At 54.1% G+C, this 18,566-nt stretch carries 19 protein-coding genes; all 19 read right to left on the minus strand.

Going from position 1 to position 18,566, the window contains the following annotated elements:
* Positions 1-6: 6 nt before the first annotated feature.
* Positions 7-195 (minus strand): 50S ribosomal protein L32, encoded by a 189-nt coding sequence (gene rpmF / locus ACHZCX_RS20170; RefSeq protein WP_319589005.1) that lies wholly within the window; start codon positions 193-195, stop codon positions 7-9.
* Between the two features lie 73 nt (positions 196-268).
* Entirely contained in the window at positions 269-784 is a 516-nt protein-coding gene (locus ACHZCX_RS20175) for a DUF177 domain-containing protein (RefSeq protein WP_319589006.1), read from the minus strand.
* A gap of 211 nt (positions 785-995) precedes the next feature.
* Positions 996-1,631: an ABC transporter substrate-binding protein gene (locus tag ACHZCX_RS20180; protein ID WP_319589007.1), complete on the minus strand. Its 636-nt coding sequence runs from the start codon at positions 1,629-1,631 to the stop codon at positions 996-998.
* Positions 1,632-1,667: 36 nt separating this feature from the next.
* Positions 1,668-2,429 (minus strand): VacJ family lipoprotein, encoded by a 762-nt coding sequence (locus tag ACHZCX_RS20185; protein WP_319589008.1) that lies wholly within the window; start codon positions 2,427-2,429, stop codon positions 1,668-1,670.
* 14 nt (positions 2,430-2,443) lie between these two features.
* Positions 2,444-2,896, minus strand: a complete 453-nt coding sequence (gene mlaD, locus ACHZCX_RS20190) for an outer membrane lipid asymmetry maintenance protein MlaD (protein WP_319589009.1) — start codon at positions 2,894-2,896, stop codon at positions 2,444-2,446.
* Between the two features lie 18 nt (positions 2,897-2,914).
* Entirely contained in the window at positions 2,915-3,700 is a 786-nt protein-coding gene (locus ACHZCX_RS20195; RefSeq protein ID WP_319589010.1) for an ATP-binding cassette domain-containing protein, read from the minus strand.
* Positions 3,697-4,515, minus strand: a complete 819-nt coding sequence (locus ACHZCX_RS20200) for an MlaE family lipid ABC transporter permease subunit (protein WP_319589011.1) — start codon at positions 4,513-4,515, stop codon at positions 3,697-3,699. The genes ACHZCX_RS20195 and ACHZCX_RS20200 overlap by 4 nt, the downstream gene beginning before the upstream one ends.
* Before the next feature lie 124 nt (positions 4,516-4,639).
* Entirely contained in the window at positions 4,640-5,047 is a 408-nt protein-coding gene (locus ACHZCX_RS20205) for a PilZ domain-containing protein (RefSeq protein WP_319589012.1), read from the minus strand.
* 180 nt (positions 5,048-5,227) lie between these two features.
* On the minus strand, positions 5,228-6,565 hold the full coding sequence (locus tag ACHZCX_RS20210) for an NAD-binding protein (RefSeq protein WP_319589013.1): 1,338 nt from the start codon (positions 6,563-6,565) through the stop codon (positions 5,228-5,230).
* Between the two features lie 306 nt (positions 6,566-6,871).
* Positions 6,872-7,261, minus strand: coding sequence for a sulfite exporter TauE/SafE family protein (locus tag ACHZCX_RS20215; RefSeq protein WP_324292498.1), 390 nt, complete (start codon positions 7,259-7,261; stop codon positions 6,872-6,874).
* Positions 7,262-7,285: 24 nt separating this feature from the next.
* The gene (locus ACHZCX_RS20220) at positions 7,286-8,524 is read right to left on the minus strand and encodes a sulfite exporter TauE/SafE family protein (protein WP_324292499.1); all 1,239 of its coding nucleotides are present in this window, start codon (positions 8,522-8,524) and stop codon (positions 7,286-7,288) included.
* 188 nt (positions 8,525-8,712) lie between these two features.
* On the minus strand, positions 8,713-10,413 hold the full coding sequence (locus ACHZCX_RS20225; RefSeq protein WP_319589014.1) for a GAF domain-containing protein: 1,701 nt from the start codon (positions 10,411-10,413) through the stop codon (positions 8,713-8,715).
* A 24-nt stretch (positions 10,414-10,437) separates the two neighbouring features.
* Entirely contained in the window at positions 10,438-10,809 is a 372-nt protein-coding gene (locus tag ACHZCX_RS20230) for a response regulator (RefSeq protein ID WP_319589015.1), read from the minus strand.
* 11 nt (positions 10,810-10,820) lie between these two features.
* On the minus strand, positions 10,821-12,407 hold the full coding sequence (locus ACHZCX_RS20235) for an ATP-binding protein (RefSeq protein WP_319589016.1): 1,587 nt from the start codon (positions 12,405-12,407) through the stop codon (positions 10,821-10,823).
* Complete coding sequence (locus tag ACHZCX_RS20240) at positions 12,404-12,910, minus strand: hypothetical protein (protein WP_319589017.1); 507 nt, start codon at positions 12,908-12,910, stop codon at positions 12,404-12,406. The genes ACHZCX_RS20235 and ACHZCX_RS20240 overlap by 4 nt, the downstream gene beginning before the upstream one ends.
* Before the next feature lie 230 nt (positions 12,911-13,140).
* Positions 13,141-13,536, minus strand: coding sequence for a YkgJ family cysteine cluster protein (locus ACHZCX_RS20245; protein ID WP_319589018.1), 396 nt, complete (start codon positions 13,534-13,536; stop codon positions 13,141-13,143).
* Positions 13,536-14,960 (minus strand): sigma-54 dependent transcriptional regulator, encoded by a 1,425-nt coding sequence (locus tag ACHZCX_RS20250; protein WP_319589019.1) that lies wholly within the window; start codon positions 14,958-14,960, stop codon positions 13,536-13,538. Before ACHZCX_RS20250 ends, ACHZCX_RS20245 begins: the two co-directional genes overlap by 1 nt.
* Positions 14,961-14,969: 9 nt before the next feature.
* Positions 14,970-16,013: a dual specificity protein phosphatase family protein gene (locus ACHZCX_RS20255; RefSeq protein ID WP_319589020.1), complete on the minus strand. Its 1,044-nt coding sequence runs from the start codon at positions 16,011-16,013 to the stop codon at positions 14,970-14,972.
* A complete protein-coding gene (locus ACHZCX_RS20260; protein ID WP_319589021.1) occupies positions 16,001-18,565 on the minus strand; it encodes a PEP/pyruvate-binding domain-containing protein in 2,565 nt (854 codons plus the stop codon). The genes ACHZCX_RS20255 and ACHZCX_RS20260 overlap by 13 nt, the downstream gene beginning before the upstream one ends.
* Position 18,566 lies beyond the last annotated feature (1 nt).

Below are 18,566 nucleotides of genomic sequence, written 5' to 3' on the forward strand. Positions count from 1 at the left end.
CAGTGCCTAGTTCAGTTCTTCCTCAAGACGGATAACACTCCGGCCTTTATACATCCCGCAGCCGCTGCACAACTGGTGGGGCATTTTTGGTTCGCCACATTCAGGACACTGGCCAACGTTCGGCTTGGTCAAAAAATCGTGTGCCCGACGGAGTCTTGTCCGTGAATAGGAATGTCTACGTTTCGGTAAAGCCATTGTGCTCCTCCATTAATCCGTATCATCACCCGGTCTCAACTCGTGAAACCAAGCGCTCATCGGATGATTTTGCTTATTTTTTCAATTGGGCAAGGACCGCGAAAGGCGACTCCTTGTTTTCGTCGGCACATCCGCATTCCGCATTATTTAGATTTGCTCCGCACCGGGAACAGATCCCTCTGCAGTGTTCTGTGCAGAGGTTTTTCATGGGAAGCGCTAAATATAACTGCTGCCGTAAAACATCGTCAAGATCAATGAGCGGCTCCTCGAGGGAGACCGTATCCAGATCAGGTATATTGTACTCCAAATCTTTTAAATGCCAGGAAGCCCCGGATTCGACCTCGAACAGAATCTGCAATTCGGTGTCGACCTCCCAGTCATACGCTGAAAGACATCGATCACAAGTCAGAATCAAGGTCGCCTGCACATGGCCTTGCACTTCCACCTTGTGGTCGCCCTTTCGTTTGAGCGTGCAACGCGCATCCACAGGACCTTTTACCACAAAATCCTGTGAAGTGTTGAGCCCGTCAACCTCCCGAATCTCGTACCTATTGCCAAGAACAGAGACTTCATTGAACCGAATCAGCATGACGGACGCACCTTAAAAATCCAGCCTACACTTCCATGCAAAACGGAAAATTATACAAAAGAAAACTATCTTCGCCAAGTAAAAAGAAAAACAAGGGGCAATTAGGGAGAACCAATCCTCGCAAACTGAATGCCAACAACGCAACAGGCGCAAAAAAAGGTCCTTGATAAAAGAGTGCTCCGGATGAGGAAGCAAGAATGCAAGCAACAACTCAGGTCTTTTTTATGCCTTTTTCCAATTCAGCAATTTTCTGCTCAATCTGTTTCACCAAACCGGGATACCCATCCTTCCGTAAAATTTCACTGAATTGTTCCATATAATTACGAACAAGACTCACTCCTTCGACGACCACATCATAAGCCATCCACTGATCGCCTCGGAGCAGCATAATATAGAAAACCGGAATGGACTTGTCCTTGTCCACCAGCAAAGTCTGCACTTCCGCTCGTTCGCCCTTGATCCGTTGCTGGGTGAATTGCACTTGTTGCCCCGAATATTCGTCGATCTTGCCGACATAAGCATATTGCAGCAATTGGGTAAACAAGGATTCGAATTCTCCCTGTTCCATTTCCGAGAGACTCCGCCACTGTTGCCCGATCACCCGCTTGCTCATCTCGCGGAAATCAAACCGCTCGCGGACCACGGCGATAACCCGGCGGCTCTGTTCGTGCTTGGGCAGGGCTTTGAGTCCGGGGTCTGCCAGGGTCGCGGTCACTTTGTTCAAAAAAGGACGTAACTGCTCGGTAGGGTCGGGGGATGCGAGAACCGCCGACTGCGTGCACAACACTACAACCAAAGTAGCTAGGGCGGAAACGATAAGGGAAGGCATTAAATTCTTGCGTTGCATACTGCACCATGCGTCCAGCGGAGAGCCGGTTCTTTGTTATCGAGAGGTATTGGAATGATCGTACTGCTTACTGCGCATCTGATAGTATCCGTTTCGGAAGGCCACATAGGAATCAAAACTCATGGACTTGATTTCCACATACTCACCAAGATGCAACGAGGTGTGGTTCACCGTCTTGGCTCCCTGGACGGTAGCCGAGGTCAGCCCGTCATCGTTCCAGGGAGAATAGGTCGCCATGGCAGCTCCGTCAACCACGGTTCCGGAAAAATCCCGCAAAGTCGAAGGCCCCAAGAGGGGAACGACCAGATAAAAACCGTCTCCCAAACCCCAGACCGACAGGGTTTCCCCGAAGCTGGCATACACTGGCGCAATATCGAACTCGTGCCCGGCAGGATCGGCCAAACCGAAGACCCCGCAGATACTGTTGAGGAAAAAACGACCAAGGGTACGGCCGGCATCGCGGACTCTCCCCTGTAGAAGGCAATTGACGGATCGAACCGGTTCCCCAAGATTATAGAAAAAGTTGCCGATACATCCTCGAATGTCTGCGGGCAGCACCTTGCTGTAGCCGGTGGCAACGGGTTCAATCATCCAAAGGTACACCTTGTCGTTCACCTTGAACATCGCCCGGTTGAATGGTTCGATGGGATCGGCGACTTGTACGTCGGCCGTCGGCTTCTCATAGCTCTCGTCACTGAGGAAATCGACCGCACGGGCACGGGAGGTCCAGCAAAGAACCGTGACCGCCACGCCAACAATCAGGCCAGCGGTTCCAAGAAGACAATTCTTCCAACGCATACATTCCACCGTCGTTATTTATTAACCTGACCAAAGGCAAATTTGGAGATAAGCGATTCCAGGTCAACGGCTGATTCGGTATCAACGATGGTTTCTCCAGGTTTATAGAGAGATTCATCCCCCCCTAGGGTGATCTGGATGTACTTATCGCCAATGATCCCCTGGGATTTAACCGAGGCTATTGAATCAACCGGAATGGCCACCTCACGATTGATCTGCATACCAACCATGGCTTGATTCTCCTTACTCAACTCAAGCTGCTGGACCTTGCCCACAGTGACCCCCGCTATCTGGACATCAGCCCCGGACTTGACCCCGGAAATGTTATTGAACGCAGCCCTGATGACGTAGGTTTTCGAGCCGGTCAACCATGGAACCTCTCCGAGTTGCAGCGCCAGCCAGCCAAGTGCCAAAAAGCCGACAATTAGAAAAAAACCGACAAATATTTCCACCCGGGAATTTCCCATAGTAATTCTCCTTGTCCCTTAAACGGTGTGCTGTCCCATGACCTGCCGGGCAAATTCGCGAATATTGAGCTTGGTTGAAAAAGGGATCTGGGACGCCTCGGTGAACACATCTAACTCGCCTTTATTCAACAAAATAATTTGATCGGCTAGGGCAAAAATCTGCGGAATATCATGACTGACAATCACCGCCGTATACCCGAGTCTTTGCTGTGTCTGGGCAAAGAGCTCGTAGATCTCCTTGGTCATCACCGGATCGAGTCCGGTCGTAGGTTCATCAAACAAGACAATCTTCGGTTCCAACTGCAGCGCCCTTGCCAGACCGACTCTTTTTTTCATACCACCGCTGAGCTGCGCCGGAAATTTTTCCTCATGCCCGGTCAGTTCAAGTTGCTCCAGCGTCGCCGCAACCCGGTTTCGAATCTCCCCCTCGGTCAATTTTGTCCGTTCCTGTAAGGGAAGCGCAATATTTTCGAAGACGGTCAATGAATCAAACAGAGCAGAACCCTGAAAAAGAACACCAAACAGCATCCTCAATTCTTGCAGAGCCTTATAGCCCATTGTGGATACATTTTTTTCCCCGACCAATACCTGTCCTGACTCCGGCCGCAACAAACCAAGGATCAACTTGAGGATAACGCTTTTTCCCTGCCCGCTGCCGCCGGCGATGACCGTCGTTTTTCCCATGGGCACTGAAAAACTAACCCGATCAAGCACGAGGTGCCGCCTCGCCCGCTCACCAAAGGATTTGCAGACATCGACAAAACGGATGGCAAACTCGGGGGCCACAATGTTCTCGGCACTCATAAAAACACCGCAGTCAGCAGGTAATCAAAAATCAAGACTGAAATTGATGAAAAGACCACTGCCTGGGTCGTCACCTTACTGACGCTTTCAGCCCCAAAACCTGCGCCACGAATCTTCTGGACAAAATACCCGCGGCCCGTGCAGATCCAAACAAGAAGCAAGGCAAAAACAATAGATTTGATCACGCCTAAACGGATATCGTGGTTGGTGACACTCTGCTGCATACCCGCAAAAAAAGAGCCCCCGTTGACCCCCATCAACTTGACTCCAGCTAGATAGCCGCCCATGATGCCCACCACATCAAAAACAGCGGTCAGCAGGGGGATCGAGATCAAGGCCGCCAGAAATTTGGGGGAGATGAGATAACGGAAGGGATCGATCGCCATACATTCCAGCGCATCGACTTGTTCAGAAATCCGCATTATGCCGATTTCGGCACACATTGCCGATCCAGCACGGCCAGCTACCATCAGCGCGGTCAGCACCGGACCAAGTTCCATGATCAGAGTCAGGGAAACCGCCGATCCCAGCATGCCCTCAGCACCGAATTTATGGAGGGAATAGTACCCTTGCAGACCAAGCACCATGCCCGAGGACAGGGCCGTAAAAAATATAACGGTGATAGATCCCGCACCGATGAACTCCAGCTGTTTGATCAACTCTTTAAAACGAAAGGGCCGTTTAAACACGCCGAGTAGGGCAAAAAACAAAAACGTCCCCATTCGACCGAGATCGGTCAGGATGTAGAGCGCTTGGTCACCTATACCGCCAACGATGCGGAGGAACGATGTTGGTTCTTTTTCAGCTTGATTCATGCACTCTGCAGTCGTCTCTCCGGTTCACGCGAGGGATATCTCGGAACCGGTTTTCTAACAAGAAAAAGAAGTTCATGCCACATGACTAGGGCAAGAACTTCTTTTTTGTCTTTTATATATGAAATTAACAGGTTGACGCAGGCTTTTGGATAAAATCCTCAAGAAAATTTTCAGCTACCCCTATGGGATCATCGGATGAGTACAGCACCATGGTCTGAAGAAACATAAAGCTGTCTTCTTCCATGTTGGTGAACTTTACTCCGATACCACCCTTTTCCCTTCTGAGAACTGTCCCGCAAAAATTCAGAATAAGGCTGGATCGGCGTCCAGTTTCATGCAATTCCAGACGGCAATCCTCGCCAATAGATAGATTGACCTCTCCCTCAATAAAGAGGCCGCCCAGGCTCAGGTTTCTTGCCGGGAATTGGCCTTGCAGTTTATCTTGAATGAAAACCTTTACGCTCCGGGTAAATATCACCCTGGTATGCCGGCGTTTTTCAGGATTAAATGCTGATGGCCCTGCAGTCGTCATCTCCGGCCCTCAAGGGAAAAGTAATTTTTTAGTAAATTTGTGCTTAGTATCGCATCCCCCAAAAATTATGGCAAGCAGTAATTCGCTTTTTGTAAGCCGATCAAATGCTTGTTCATCTGGTTTGCAAATCCGACGTGCCCCTTAAGAAAACCTGGTTATTTCTCCTTACAGGAAAAAAAGTCAAGGATGAAGAAGCCGACTGACAACACCGATGATTTGCGACGCCTCGGAACTCTTGACAATCACCTCGTCCGCCCCTGCCGCCAGGCACTGTTCCCGTACAAGAGGCGTATCGTCTGCGGTAAAGACAACAAGCTTCATCGATTCATGGGGAACGGCCTGACGAACGTGCCTGCACACCTCCAGCCCGGACAATCCGGGCAACATGAAATCCACCACAGCGGCGGCCGGTTTTTCCTTCAAAATCAAAGCCAGGCCGCCATCACCGCTATCAGCGGTGAGCGGATGAAACCCAGCCTTCTGAAACAGGCGGGCATAGAGCCGGACAATCACTGGATTATCGTCAATAATCACAATTTTTTGGGGAACAGCCTGCACCTCTTCCGCTACGGTCAGATCATTCCGCTCCGAAATGATCAACAGTTGATCACCCTGAAGAATAACGGTCTCATCCGGAGGCTGCAATCGGTCAGCACCGGACCGACGCAAGCCGATGATGTCGTGGCGCATCGACCGGGCAATCTCGCCGATGGTTTTATTGATCATCCCTGAACCTTCTTGAACGATGATCCATTCAGGCCGTAGGTTGACCTGATCCTCCATGAAAATTTTTGCGTTTCCTCCTGTGGCGGCAAGAAGATTGTCGGCTATCTGCCGGCCTGCAGAGTCAAAGGGGCAAATAATAGCGTCGGCGCCAGCCTTGAGAATCTTCTTTTCGGTGTGTTTGTCTTCGGAGCGGGCAATGATGTAAAGCGTCGGATTCAGTTCTCTGGCGTTCAACGCGATGAAAAGGTTGTGCGGATCGGATGGCATCAGGGCCAGTAAACCGCTGGCCTCCTTGATGCGGGCATCCATGAGGATCGACTCCCGGGTAGCGTCTCCCTCGATGCAGAAATAGCCCAATTCGCGCATCTGCTCGCAAGCGGCGGCAGAGGAATCGATGACCACAAAGCTGGCCCCGGCCTCGGAAAGATGCTGGACCGCTACCTTACCGACTCGGCCAAAGCCGCAGATAATGTGGTGCTTTTTCAATCGATTTATCTGTTTCTTCATCTTCTTCCCCCTGTATTTGCCACTCCACACCCTCTCCATCAGCAACTCGACCAGAGAACTGCCGAAAAAACCAAGCACCACAAATCCCACCAGGATGAGTCCAATGGTGAACAATCGCCCCATCGTGGAAAGCGGGTAAATTTCACCAAAGCCCACGGTGGAGATGGTGATCACCGCCATGTACAAAGCATCGATCACTGGGAAGCGTTCGATATAATGGTAGCCAGTAGCCCCTAAAAGAATGATCGCCACCAAAAAAAACAAAGAAACAATGCTTTTATTCATGCGCACCTGAAGTTAATTAGCATGAGTTGTCCGTCCGCCGTTCATGGTTAGGCCATCCGTTGTTGATATTTGCAGCAGTATAGCACGGCGGAGAATTAAAACAGAAGGGATCATTGCAGGCAAAGTTCAGGACAGGCTGTGAGATAAGGAACCGACGGGGAGGGATTCTCCTATTGGCGGAGCCTTTTCCATGTGGCAACAACAACGCCAGGACGGAATTTCCGTCCTGGCGTTGTCTTTCTGATAAATACGGTAAAAATGGGTCAATTAACCGATGACATGGTCAAGAGACCTCACCTCAGGGTATCAATACACTCCCAGCAGGTTCAGGGCAAGCACGACCAGGCCGACGCAAGCGATCCGCTTGACCACCAGCGGGCTGACCCGCTTGGCGATCTGCGGCGCAATGTAGCCACCAAGAATGGCGGCGGGGAACATGGCCAGGAAGAAATACAGGTCGAAGTTGCCGAACTGATAATGGCGCACAGAACTGACTGTAGTGCTAAAAAAGATAGCCAGAAGTGAACTACCGACAACCAGGTACATGGGCAGACGCAAGGCTACACTCATCAACGGCACCATGAAAGGCCCACCGCCGAAGCCGAACATCGAGGACACAACGGCAATAATAAATCCGCCGATGCAACCGACCACCATATTGACCTCAAATTCCTGTCCCCAAAAATCTACTTTCATAATCGATTCCTCCTCGAATGATCCTTAGTTTTTGCCCTTGGCAGATACTTCAGCACGCTTCTTGAATTCTTTGAGAATAGCCTGCTCTTTCTTGTTCTTGGCCAGATAGCCAGGCATTGTCTGCCAGAGCATCAAGGCGGCCAAAATGATCAGAATCCAGCCAAAGGCGAATTTGAACTGATCCAAGGTGATCATCTCGGTCAGTTTCGGTCCGATAAAAGCCCCAAGCAGCATGGAACAACCAATGCCGCAACCCAGTTTCCAACTGATAAATTTAATCTTCGAGTAGTTAAAAATACCGCTGCCCTGAGAGAAGAGCACTGTCGGGGTGACGGTACCGGCTACCACGGTATGCGGCAGGGACGAAAACAAGGCGAGGAGGAGCGGATTCATGATAAAGCCACCGCCCGCACCCATGAGCACACCGAAGATGGCAACGAACAGAGAGAGGACAAAGGGATAAAAAATATTGAGGCTGGTACCGGCATTCTCCAAATAGACGAGGGGAAAGGCAATCTTGTTCTCAAAGGTCGCGACCTCACTCTTCACCTTCTTGTCGACCACGGCAACAATCTTGTACTTGCCGGGAGCCAGGCCATCACGAATCTTGATATCGGCGCTATAGGAACCGTCGGGTTTGACATCAACTACGGCCGCCACCACCTTATCAATGCTCTGGAAACGGGCCTTGACCAGCTGCATGGATCGTTTCCGGGTTTCCTTCTCGTCCATGGCCGGCAGCAGATCGCCTCGACTGCCGATGACGCTGGCCATCAGAGTGGATTGGTAACTTTCAAGTTTAACCTTGGCCGGGACGGAATAGGCAATATCGGCCCCCAAATCCTTGAGCAAGGCAGAGTAGCTCCACTTCTTGCCATCCTTCTTGGCGGCGTCGATCTTCGGCTGCAACTCTTTGGGCACAAAGGTCTTGTAGTAGGCCGGCATTTCGTCGGTTATGTAAAAAATATAGGGTCGCTTGCCGGTCTCTTTATCGACTTCACTATCAAAACGATTGGCGCGCACATCGTGCTCGTCCGCCCAGACTTCAAGAAACACCGGCTTACCGGCTGGTGCCTGACCGCTGACCTTGATGGTGCCGCCGTTATTGATCTCGGCTTTATCGAGAGTGATCGTCGGCGCGGCCATTGCCGCCGGTTGTCCCGCCGCCTGGGTGTCGGGTTCTGCCCCAACCGCTACATTGACTCCTAAAAGCATCACCATTGCCGCAAAAAGCCATGGCCGGATCCCTGTCCTCTTTTTCATGCTCATTCTCCTCTGATTGTATTCAATTCGATCCACCCGGCATCGTTTCCGACACCGAGCGGCACTGTAAGTTGTCTTCCACCCCGGCCTAGGCGGCCTCTCCAAGGCACTCTCACCCTCAGCCTGCCGGCAGAATCTCCTCCCCCATGAAGTTGCCCCCGCACCTCCTTTGCGCCGATCAACGGCACTCACTCTTGGTCTTGCGTAAATGACAATATTTTGCTCTCACCTACATAGTCCCGGCTGGTAAACCCGGTCATGGAAGCCATCTTCCGGGTCAACTCGCCGATCTGTTTCAAGTTACGGACAATCACTGCTAACTCTTCGCTCAACTCGGGCTGCAGATTGTCTTCGGGAAGCAGTTGGGCTGTCCCCAGAGCGGCGAACAGGGGACTGTTGATCTCATGGGCCACGGTTCCGGCCAGCTCGATGATTGCCTGCAGCTTGCCGCTTTGGCTCTTCTCTTCAGCCAGCAGGTGCTCGCTGGTAATGTCTCGGATGATCTCGATAACGTATTCGACGCTGCCGCCGGCATCGTGAATCGGCGAGGCGGTGCGCTCGAGCCAGTGCGACTGATCATCGGATCGAAATTCCTGAACAAAAGGCCGCATTTCTTCGCCCTGAAGGATCTGGTCGACCGGGCAGACCCCCTCAGCGGCCCGGCACAGGTCGCCGTAATGGGTGCCCAACACCTCGCTCTCTTTTTTACCCACCGCATCGAGATACACCTGGTTGGCGAGCACCACCCGGCGGTCGTGGTCAAGTACCAGCAACTGATGCTGCAGGCTATTTATGATGTCAGCGAAGAATTTCTCGTGCGCCCTGGCCTGCTCAACCAGGAGATTAATTCGCTGGTAATTACGCGCATTGCGAATGGCGGTGCCGCCGACTTCGGCCAAGGTGACCGCAAACCGAACCTCGGTGTCGGTGAACACCCGGGGTGCATCGGTGATGATGCGCATAACACCGATCACCTCGCCGTTGACCTTCACCGGTACGGCCAGCAACGAGACAATGCCCTCGACCGCCATCTGCTGATGATATTCGATGCGCTGGTCGTGGCAGACGTCATAGATCGCCACCGGTTGCCCGCTCAGCACCAACTTTATATTGCGCTCGTTTTCCACCTCGCCACGCTGCAGGTATTGGCTGGAAACACCATAAGAAGCAGCTAGTTCCAGGTGGCCCGATTCGGGATCGACCAACCGCAGAGTGCACCCTTTGGCGCCCATGGTCACCGCCGCCCGTTCAGCAAGGGAGGCAAGAATGCCATCCAGATCCAGGGTCGAATTGACTAGAGTGGAGATGGACTGGATTTCGCGAAGGAAGGTTAACTGGGCCTCCATCTCCTTAAACATCCGACCATGGGAAATGGCGATCCCCACCTGCTCGGCCAAAGCCATGGCAAAAGAGATTTCTCCGGACGAGAAGCTGCGGGCGCTCCGGGTCAAGAGGCGCATTAACCCGATCAATTCCGCCTGGTAAAGGATCGGCAAGGTGAGCACGCTCTTGATGCCCTCGCGGCTGGCGGCCTCGCGAAGGGGCAGAAAGGGATCTTCGTCGACATGAGCGTTGTACACCGGATAGCCAGATCGGATCATGGAGAGGGTCTCTTCGGTGTCGATCACCTCACGCGAGAGATACTCCAGGGACACCCCGTGGGCGGCGCCGAGCACAAAGGAACCGATGGAGCTGTCGAGCAGTCTGATGGTGCAGGCATCGATGGTCATCAAGTCCGGCAGGCCGCGAACAATGGTGTCCATCACCTCCTGATGGTCAAATACCATGGAGGTCAGCCGGGTAATCTTCTGGAATACCCCAAGAAACTGCTGTTCACGGGACTGGGTGCCGTTCTCTGTCATCCCATCTTCTGCAATGTGCGTGTCCATAATGGCCCTGCCAGAAAAATCCGATCAGGCTCGAGGTTTAGCCGCCAGGACCTTTTCCACCTTTTCTTCCAGTTCAATCCGGTCGATCGGCTTGACGCAGTACTCATCCGCCCCCAGGCTAATGGCCTCACGCGCGGTCTCCACGGTCGGATAGCCGGTGAGCATGATGGCTCGCAGGGCCGGATTGTCCTCCTTCAGTATGGCCAGGACCTCGATGCCGCTCATCTTTTTCAGCTTGATATCGAGGATTGCCAGATCAATGGGATGCTGGCGGGCAAAGGCAATGGCTTCATCTTCCTCGGTGAAGGTGTGGACAACATGCCCTTTTTTCTTCAAAATCTTGCCGACCAGCACAGTGGCGTCAAGGACATCGTCTAGGGTCAGTATTTCAGCCATTTCTTCCTCCATCAACCAATTGATACAATCGATTCTTTCTTTAAAGCAGCCGGTTCCATGGCCATCGGCAGCACCAACCGGAACAGGGTTCCCTGGATTCGGGTGTTTCCTGGACCGGGTACGGGGCTTTCTATTGCGATGGTTCCACCGTGTTCCTGGATAATGCCGTAGGAAACCGAGAGGCCCAAGCCAGTCCCCTTACCCACCGGTTTGGTGGTAAAAAAGGGATCAAAAATCCGAGCATTAATATGTTCGGGGATGCCATGGCCGTTGTCCTGCACCTCGGCAATGACCTTGGCTGATTCCATGTCCCAGCGGGTGCGGAGCAGTAATTGCCCGCCCTCCCCCTTCTTTTCCATAGCGTGATGGGCGTTATTGATCAGATTGACCACCACCTGTCGTAATTTTTCCGGATCGCCGATGATCGGCGGGAGATCCCGTGCCAGTTCGAGTACCACCTTGATGTGATTGAGATTGAGGTTATGCTCGGTAACCGCGACGGCATCATTAAAAATCTCGTTGAGATCGAGCGATTCCCGGGCACTGCCCGACTGACGGGAATATTTGAGCAGGTCGGCAACTATTTTACGACTGGCCTGAGTCTGGCGTTCAATCACTTCAAGATTCTGATAGATTTCCGAATCCTTGTTAAAATCTTCCAACATCAACTGGGAATAACCGAGGATGATACCGAGCGGTGTGTTGATCTCATGGGCAATACCCGCCGCCATCTGGCCGACCGAGGCCATCTTTTCGCTGGAAATCAGTTGCTCCATCATGCTTTTCAACCGGGTCAGATCCTTGGCTATGCCTTCGGAACCAACCACATGCCCTTGCTCGTCGTAAAGAGCGGTGGCTGAAATCAGCACATAGAGGGTTGAGCCATCCTTCTTTTTGAACTCAGCCTCAAGATCAAGAATATAGCCATCAAGTTCCAGCATCTTGGCGTACATCGTCACCTCGCCCTCGTGACGAAAAATATCCCGCAGGGCAAGCAGCGAGGTTTCGTGCCGCGAATAGCCGAGCATTTCTGAACCGGAGGCGTTCATATCGAGGATGGCGTGCTTGCTGTCCGAAAAAAACACCATATCCTTGGAAGCGGTGAACAGGTGGCGGAATTTCTTTTCCGACTTGGACAGCTCTGCGGTCCGTTCCTCGACCTTGTCCTCGAGGCTAAGATTCAACGCCTTGAGTTCGTTGGCGGCCTGGGTCAAGCGAACCTTTGACTGTTTCAGCTTTGCCGCTTCCTGCTCAATGGCCTCATAGGCCTGCACGCCCTTATGATAAAAAATCATGACCGCCGACACCGAAATCATACACAGGGTATTAAACCCGCCGGAATACGGGGCCAGCAACTGCCAGAGATCGGCCCTGCCGGCGATAGAGAGAAATTCCTTGGCAATATGGCCGACAGCCCTGGAGATAGCAAAGGCGGTAATGGCCAAGGTGACGTAGAAAAGATAGCCCCACAGAAAATTGTCGGGCTTAAGCCGGGTCAGGCGGAAGGCATACCAAAGAGAAAGAAAGGAAAAAAGAATATTGGCGGCCGAGCCGATGATGTCGACGATAATGGTCGGCAACATGGGCAAGCCATTCATTTGCTTTCCCCAAGGGTTGTTTTTGCCGCGCAATGGTAGAAGGAGCGCAGGCCGAGGAACAGGCAGAAAAGGGCCGGCACATAGATGAGATGATCCAGCTTAGTGATGAAATACAGGTATTTGTTAAGGGTAAAGGGGCTGAGCAGTTGGGTTTGCAGATAACAGTCGGTTTGGGCCAGTGACTGCGGATCCAAATACAACCCGGCGAGATGCCCGGTAAAGGCAAGGGTGTTCCAGCATGCCATAAGAACACAGAACATCTGGAGAAATCGCCACCCGCGGCCGGTAAAAGAGGTGCGCCTGATATCCCAGTAAAAATAGCCGAGCGCCAGAATATAAAACAGATGCGCCATCTGGTGGACATACAAGCCCTCGGGCTCGCCGTGCACCTGGAGGGCAAGAGCCTCGCCGGGCAGCAGAATGCCAAGAAGCAGCAGCAAACAAAGCCATGCACTGTTGAGTGTTCCCTTAATCATCAACCCGTCCGAAGAGATGTCGTTCACTGCACAATTGTCCTTTGCTTGCCCATAGCATATCGAGTGCCAGAAAATGAGCACAGAACAAAGACGGGGTATCCACCTAAAAACAGGCTCTATTGGGGGATACCGACCAGCAGGAAACGCTGAGTGGCTGCTCGAAGTCCACTCCAAGTGCAACAAAAATGTTGCAGGTGAAACAAAAAGATTGCGCCGGGCGGGCGTCAAGGTGCTCTGAAGGGGAGATAATCCGGAAACTAAAGGTCGCTATTCTTGCCGAAGAGACTCTGCTCCACCCGGGACTGGATGATCTCGAGCAGGCCGGGATTCTCCAGGTAGGGGCAGGGCTTTTCATAGGGAAAGTCACGGCATTGTCTGGGCCGGGCCTCATGGATGGTGCAGCGTTTGCACATACGGCCGTTGGCCAACAGGATGCAGGAGCCGTCTTCCCTGGTTTTAAAGGTGTTTTTGTTTTCCAGGAAGCGGCGGCGCACCTCACCGTCGCTGATGCTCAAATGACGGGCTAGGCGATTGATGTCTTCGGCGTCGAGATAGAGCGTGGCCCCGGGAAGCCGGTAACAGCAGTATCCAGGACAGTAGTTGCAAAACAACTTGTTGCGGGCCAGGATGTAGCCTGCCGGTGGATGCTGCATCAGCGGAAACTCCTCGATTCAATGTTATAACGCCGCAACAGACGTTGAAAAGCCTGCCGTTCCATATCGCAGGCGCGGGCTGCCACGGTGACGTTGCCGCCCGCCGCTTGCAGGGCTTGGGCGAGATAGGCAGCGTTGAACCGGTGCAACAGTTTTTCTTTGGCCTCCCGGTAGGGCAATTGACTCAATGCCGCCGCATCGATTGCTGCCGAAACCGCTTCATCATCCGGCGGTTCCATATTTTCAGGGGCATCCCAGAGGTCGTCCGCCTCAATGACCGCATGCTCGCAGAGAAGAACCGCCCGATTGACCGCATTCTGCAATTCACGAACATTGCCCTGCCATGGATGCTGCATCAGGGCTTGCAGGGCCTCGGCACTAAATTCCAGATTCTCACGACCGTGCTCCCGACTGTAACGTTCCAGGAAATGTTGGGCCAACAGGGGGATATCTCCAGCCATGGCCGCCAGATTCGGCATGGTGACGGACATGACATTGAGCCGGTAGAAGAGATCCTCACGGAATTCACCCCGTCGGATCTTGGCCTCCAGATCCTGATTGGTGGAGGCGATCACGCGCACATCAACACTGAAGGTCTTGTTTTGCCCCAGAGGCTGTACTTCTTTTTCTTGCAAGACCCGCAACAACTTGGTCTGCACGCTCACCGGGATATCGGCAATCTCATCAAGAAGAATGGTCGATCCTTCAGCTTCGACAAACAATCCGGTCTTATCCCGGTCGGCACCGGTGAAGGCCCCCTTGCGGTAGCCGAACAACTCGCTTTCCAGGATATGCTCGGGCAGGGCCGGGCAGTTGACCGTGATCATCGGCCGGCTGGCCCGGGGCGACATGGCATGCAGGGCCTTAGCCGCCAGTTCCTTGCCAGTGCCCGATTCACCGCGAATCAGCACGGTAACATTGCTTTGGGCGATCCGGCGCAGCCGTTCCATTGTTTGCACCAACCGGCGCGAACGGCCGATGAAACCATAGAGGGTATCCTGAACAGAGAGCTTGTGCTGGAGTTGGACATTCTCCCGCCAGAGCCGGGTCCGTTCAATTGCCCGGCCAAGAGTGCGGAGAATCCGCTCGTTGTCAAAGGGCTTCTCAATGAAATCATAGGCCCCGTCCTTAAGGGCCTGCACCGCCATCTCGATGGTGCCGTAGCCGGTCATGAGGATGGTGGTGACGGCCGGATCAACCATGCTCATCCGCTGTAAAAATTCAAGCCCATCCATGCCCGGCATCTTGATGTCGGTGAGCACAGCATCGGGCGGATCGGCTTGGACCTTTGCCAGGGCCTCCTCGGCCGAAACGGCGGTCTCGACGATGTAGCCGCCTTTCTTGGTCAGCATCTTGGCCAAAAAATTGAGCATGTCGCGCTCATCGTCAACGACCAGGATCTTGGGTTGGATTATCTCGCTCATGCTCTTGCTCTACCCGTTTTCAACGGTCATAGCTTGAAAATAGAGCTGAACGAACTTGCCGGAGATGGTGTCGGCCGAGGAAAACCGCAGATCGCCCGGCGGTGCCATCCTACCGGTGAGGGTTTGATAGGCTTGCCGGGAAAGATCGACGACAGCCTGGTCGATTTCTTGTGTCTGAGCCTCACTGGAGAGTCCGCCCCAGTAACGGCAACGCGGCGGCCGCTCGGCGAAGATCAAACATTGGCCTTCTTCCAGGAGCGGACACTGGAGCGGTTCTTCGGGAAAGCTTGTAGCCACTGCAGCGGTGCCCAGACCTGGTTGCCGATGATGCAATTCCTGCAGGCGGTGCGCCAGGTTAAGCGCCCGTTCGATCACTGCCTGCCGTTGCTCCTGCTTAAGGCTCCTGTTGATCGCCTGACTGAGATGCATGCTTTCAATCAACACGAGATCAAACGGTTGCCGGCAGCATTCGTTCAGATCGCGACCGCAGCACTCCATCCGTTCCGTGAGGCCGATTTGCGCATCGAGACGCGCGATCAGTTGCTCATACGCTTGAAGCAGGGGTGAAACATCCAGGGCCGGACGGTTGTCGATCTTGGGAGGCGCGATTTGCAGCGCCCCCACCTGCTTGCCGTACTTTTTCAAAAAACTGCGTTGTTCATAGGTAGCGGGCTTGGCATTCCTGCCCTTCATGGTCTTTTCGGCCAGCTTGAAATCAAAGCCCCGACGCAGCAGGTAGGCAGCAATGAAGGTGCCTGTGCGGCCATGACCAAGACGGCAGTGCACCAGCACTTTTTTGTCGAGGTAGATGCTCTCATCCATCCAGTCCAAGGCCTTTTCCATAGCTCCCAGGTCTGGAGCGCATTCATCGACCACCGGCAGGTAATACACTTCAAAACCGCTGCCCTCCTCGACCTGATGGAGATCGCAGAATTCACCGCAGAGATTGACGATGGCGCGAATGCCCTGTTCACGAATGGAGTCCAGATCCTCGTAGGACATGGGAGCGTGGCCAGTGGCCAAATGATCGGTGATCCAGTTCAGTTGGTACATGGCTCTTCATGGCAAGAGGTGGAGGGACCGTCGAAGCGACCGGCCCCATGAAAAAACTGTTCGACTCGCTGTTCGATTTCCTCTTCGCGCACCACCATATCCAGCAATTTGGTCATGCCGAGCAGGCGGCCAACCTCGACCAGCAGGGTGCGGAGTTCTTCGGCGGGGTAGCCGATCAGTCGGGCATCGAGCAGATCGCCTCGGACACTAACCTCAAATCCCAACCGGCAGAGAATCCGCTGCAGCAGGTCAATCCGCACCGACCGGCCCTGGTAATCGCCGCCACCGCCGGCAAAGCGCAATTGGCAGTAGTTGGCTCGACTCTCACCACCGCACAGGCAATCGATCAGAGTAAAATGAAAACCAAAACGCATGTTGAGGTTGAGATAGTCGGTGCCAACCACCGCATAGGAGGCGAAATCCTTGGAGCCGCCGGAGGCGATACCACCGGACAGGGCCATATCGCCAAACCCCTTCCAGTCAAAATGGAGGTGGCTTTGCCAGTCGATCTCCGAGTGACTCAGTCCCTGCCAGAGAGCGAGAAAGGGGGCAGACCGGAGGGTTTCCGGTGCCACTGCCCCCTGGCCGCCGTCGGTAAAAGCTCCGCCAACATCGAGCAGGTAGATGTCGAGCGGCAGAGTGGTGGCCAATTTGCGGCAGCGGGAAGAGGCACCTCCAGCAATATCCCCCAGACCGAACATAGTCTGTACCGCCTTCTCGTGGGCATAGCGGATGATGTCGTGCAATGAACGGCAGGATTGGGGCCGAAAGCCGGGATCGCCAGGATCAAGAAGATGCAGCGGAGTGATATGGTCCAGCAAGGCCCGGAGTTTGCGGCTATAGGCTGAATCATCGGTCTTCCGCCTTTCCTGCTGGCGAACCAGCAGGCTGGAGACTTTGCCGGCGTAGATCTTCCCCGCATAGCCATCCACAGTCACCCCCAGGCCCTGAGGCAGCAGGGCGAGTGCGTCGGAGGCCTCCACTAGCAAGACCACGCCGAATTCCCGGCAGACCGTGGCAAAATGGCCGGTGACCGATCCCTGTTCACAGATCACTGCCCCCAGCTTGGCGATGTAGCGAACCAGAGAAGGGGCAATGTGGCGGGTGACCAGGACAGCCCCATCGGCAAGAGGTGCCATCACACCCTTGTCGAGATGATGAATTATCCCGTGGGCAACTCCGCCAGCGGCCCGTCTGGCCCCGGTGAGCAACGGCAGGAGATCGTCGGGAAGGGCAATCGCCTCCCCTTGAGGCAACAGGTCGCTTTCCAGCCGCAACGGACGCGACTGTAGGATAAACAGGTTGTGCTCGGCATCCAGGGCCCACTCGATATCCTGGGGTAATTTGAAAAACCCCTCGACCTCTCGGGCGACGGCGGCAAGGTGCGTGGCCTGCTCCCGGCTGAGCGAGAGTTGTTGCCTTTGCCTCCCATTGAGCGGTTCCTCAATGGTATGCCCCCCGCGCAGGACCAATTGCCGTTGTTGCGAACCAGCAACCACCTGGACGGGCACATCGCTCTCCGGTGGAAACACAAAGATATCCGGTACCGTCTCGCCACCCACCAAGGGTAGGCCTAAACCATGGATGGAATGCACAAGCAGGGCCGCGTTATCACTGACGGCCGGGTCCCGGGTGTAAACAACACCACTGGCCACAGCATCGATCATGACCAGAACCAGCACCGCCATTGCCGCCTCCTCATCGCCAATTCCGGCGTGAATCCGGTACAGGAGGGCCTGGGGCGTGTACTTGGAGGCCACCACTTCAAGATAGGCTGTCAGTAGCCCTTCCCGGTCTACTCCGAGCACAGAGTGATACTGACCGGCAAAACTGTGGGCGCCATCCTCGTGCAGAGCCGAGGAGCGGACGGCCACTCGCGGAGCCTTGTCGGACGACAGGACAGCCAGCCTATCATATTCGGCAAACACGGCCTGCCCCACTTGGTCAGGAATTTCCATCCGCCGCACCAGAGTCATCAACGCCTGCGAGACCTCTTCCAGGCTGGCGGCCGAATCCGGATCGATCCCGGACAGAAGGAGGTCAAGGGCCGGGCGCAACCGGTTATGTGCCACCAACAGGCCGAAGGTGGGAGCGGCGATGGTAAATCCATCCGGTATATGTGCCTTAGCAGCGTGTTTAAGGAGCAACAGGTGATGGCTCTTATTGCCCACAAGTGAGGGTTCGACCAGGCTGTCGTGGGCGAGGGCATAAGGCGGGATAAGAAACTCTTCGGGCGGGGCCAGCAGCAGGCGGACGTAAAAATCGTATTTGTTGAAATAGTCGCGGAGTGCACCGGCCTGACCGGGGTGCATTGCCTCCAAGGCGGCAATCATGCCTGCCACCGCCTCGGCAAAATGCCGGTACCGGATCCGGGTTCGGGCCAGATCTTCCCGTCTGCCTTCATGGTAGAGGGCCTCGAATTCGGCCATCAGTTCATGGCTTCTCGCGTCAAAGCCAAGCAGGAGCTTAAAGGCCTCGTAGGTGTGCTGCAACACCCGATCTGGGGCGAGCAGCCGCAGCGACCAATGCTTGAACAGGGCGCCGACCGGCATC

Origin of the sequence: uncultured Desulfobulbus sp. (genome assembly GCF_963662935.2) — a bacterium.
Taxonomy (GTDB): Bacteria; Desulfobacterota; Desulfobulbia; order Desulfobulbales; family Desulfobulbaceae; genus Desulfobulbus.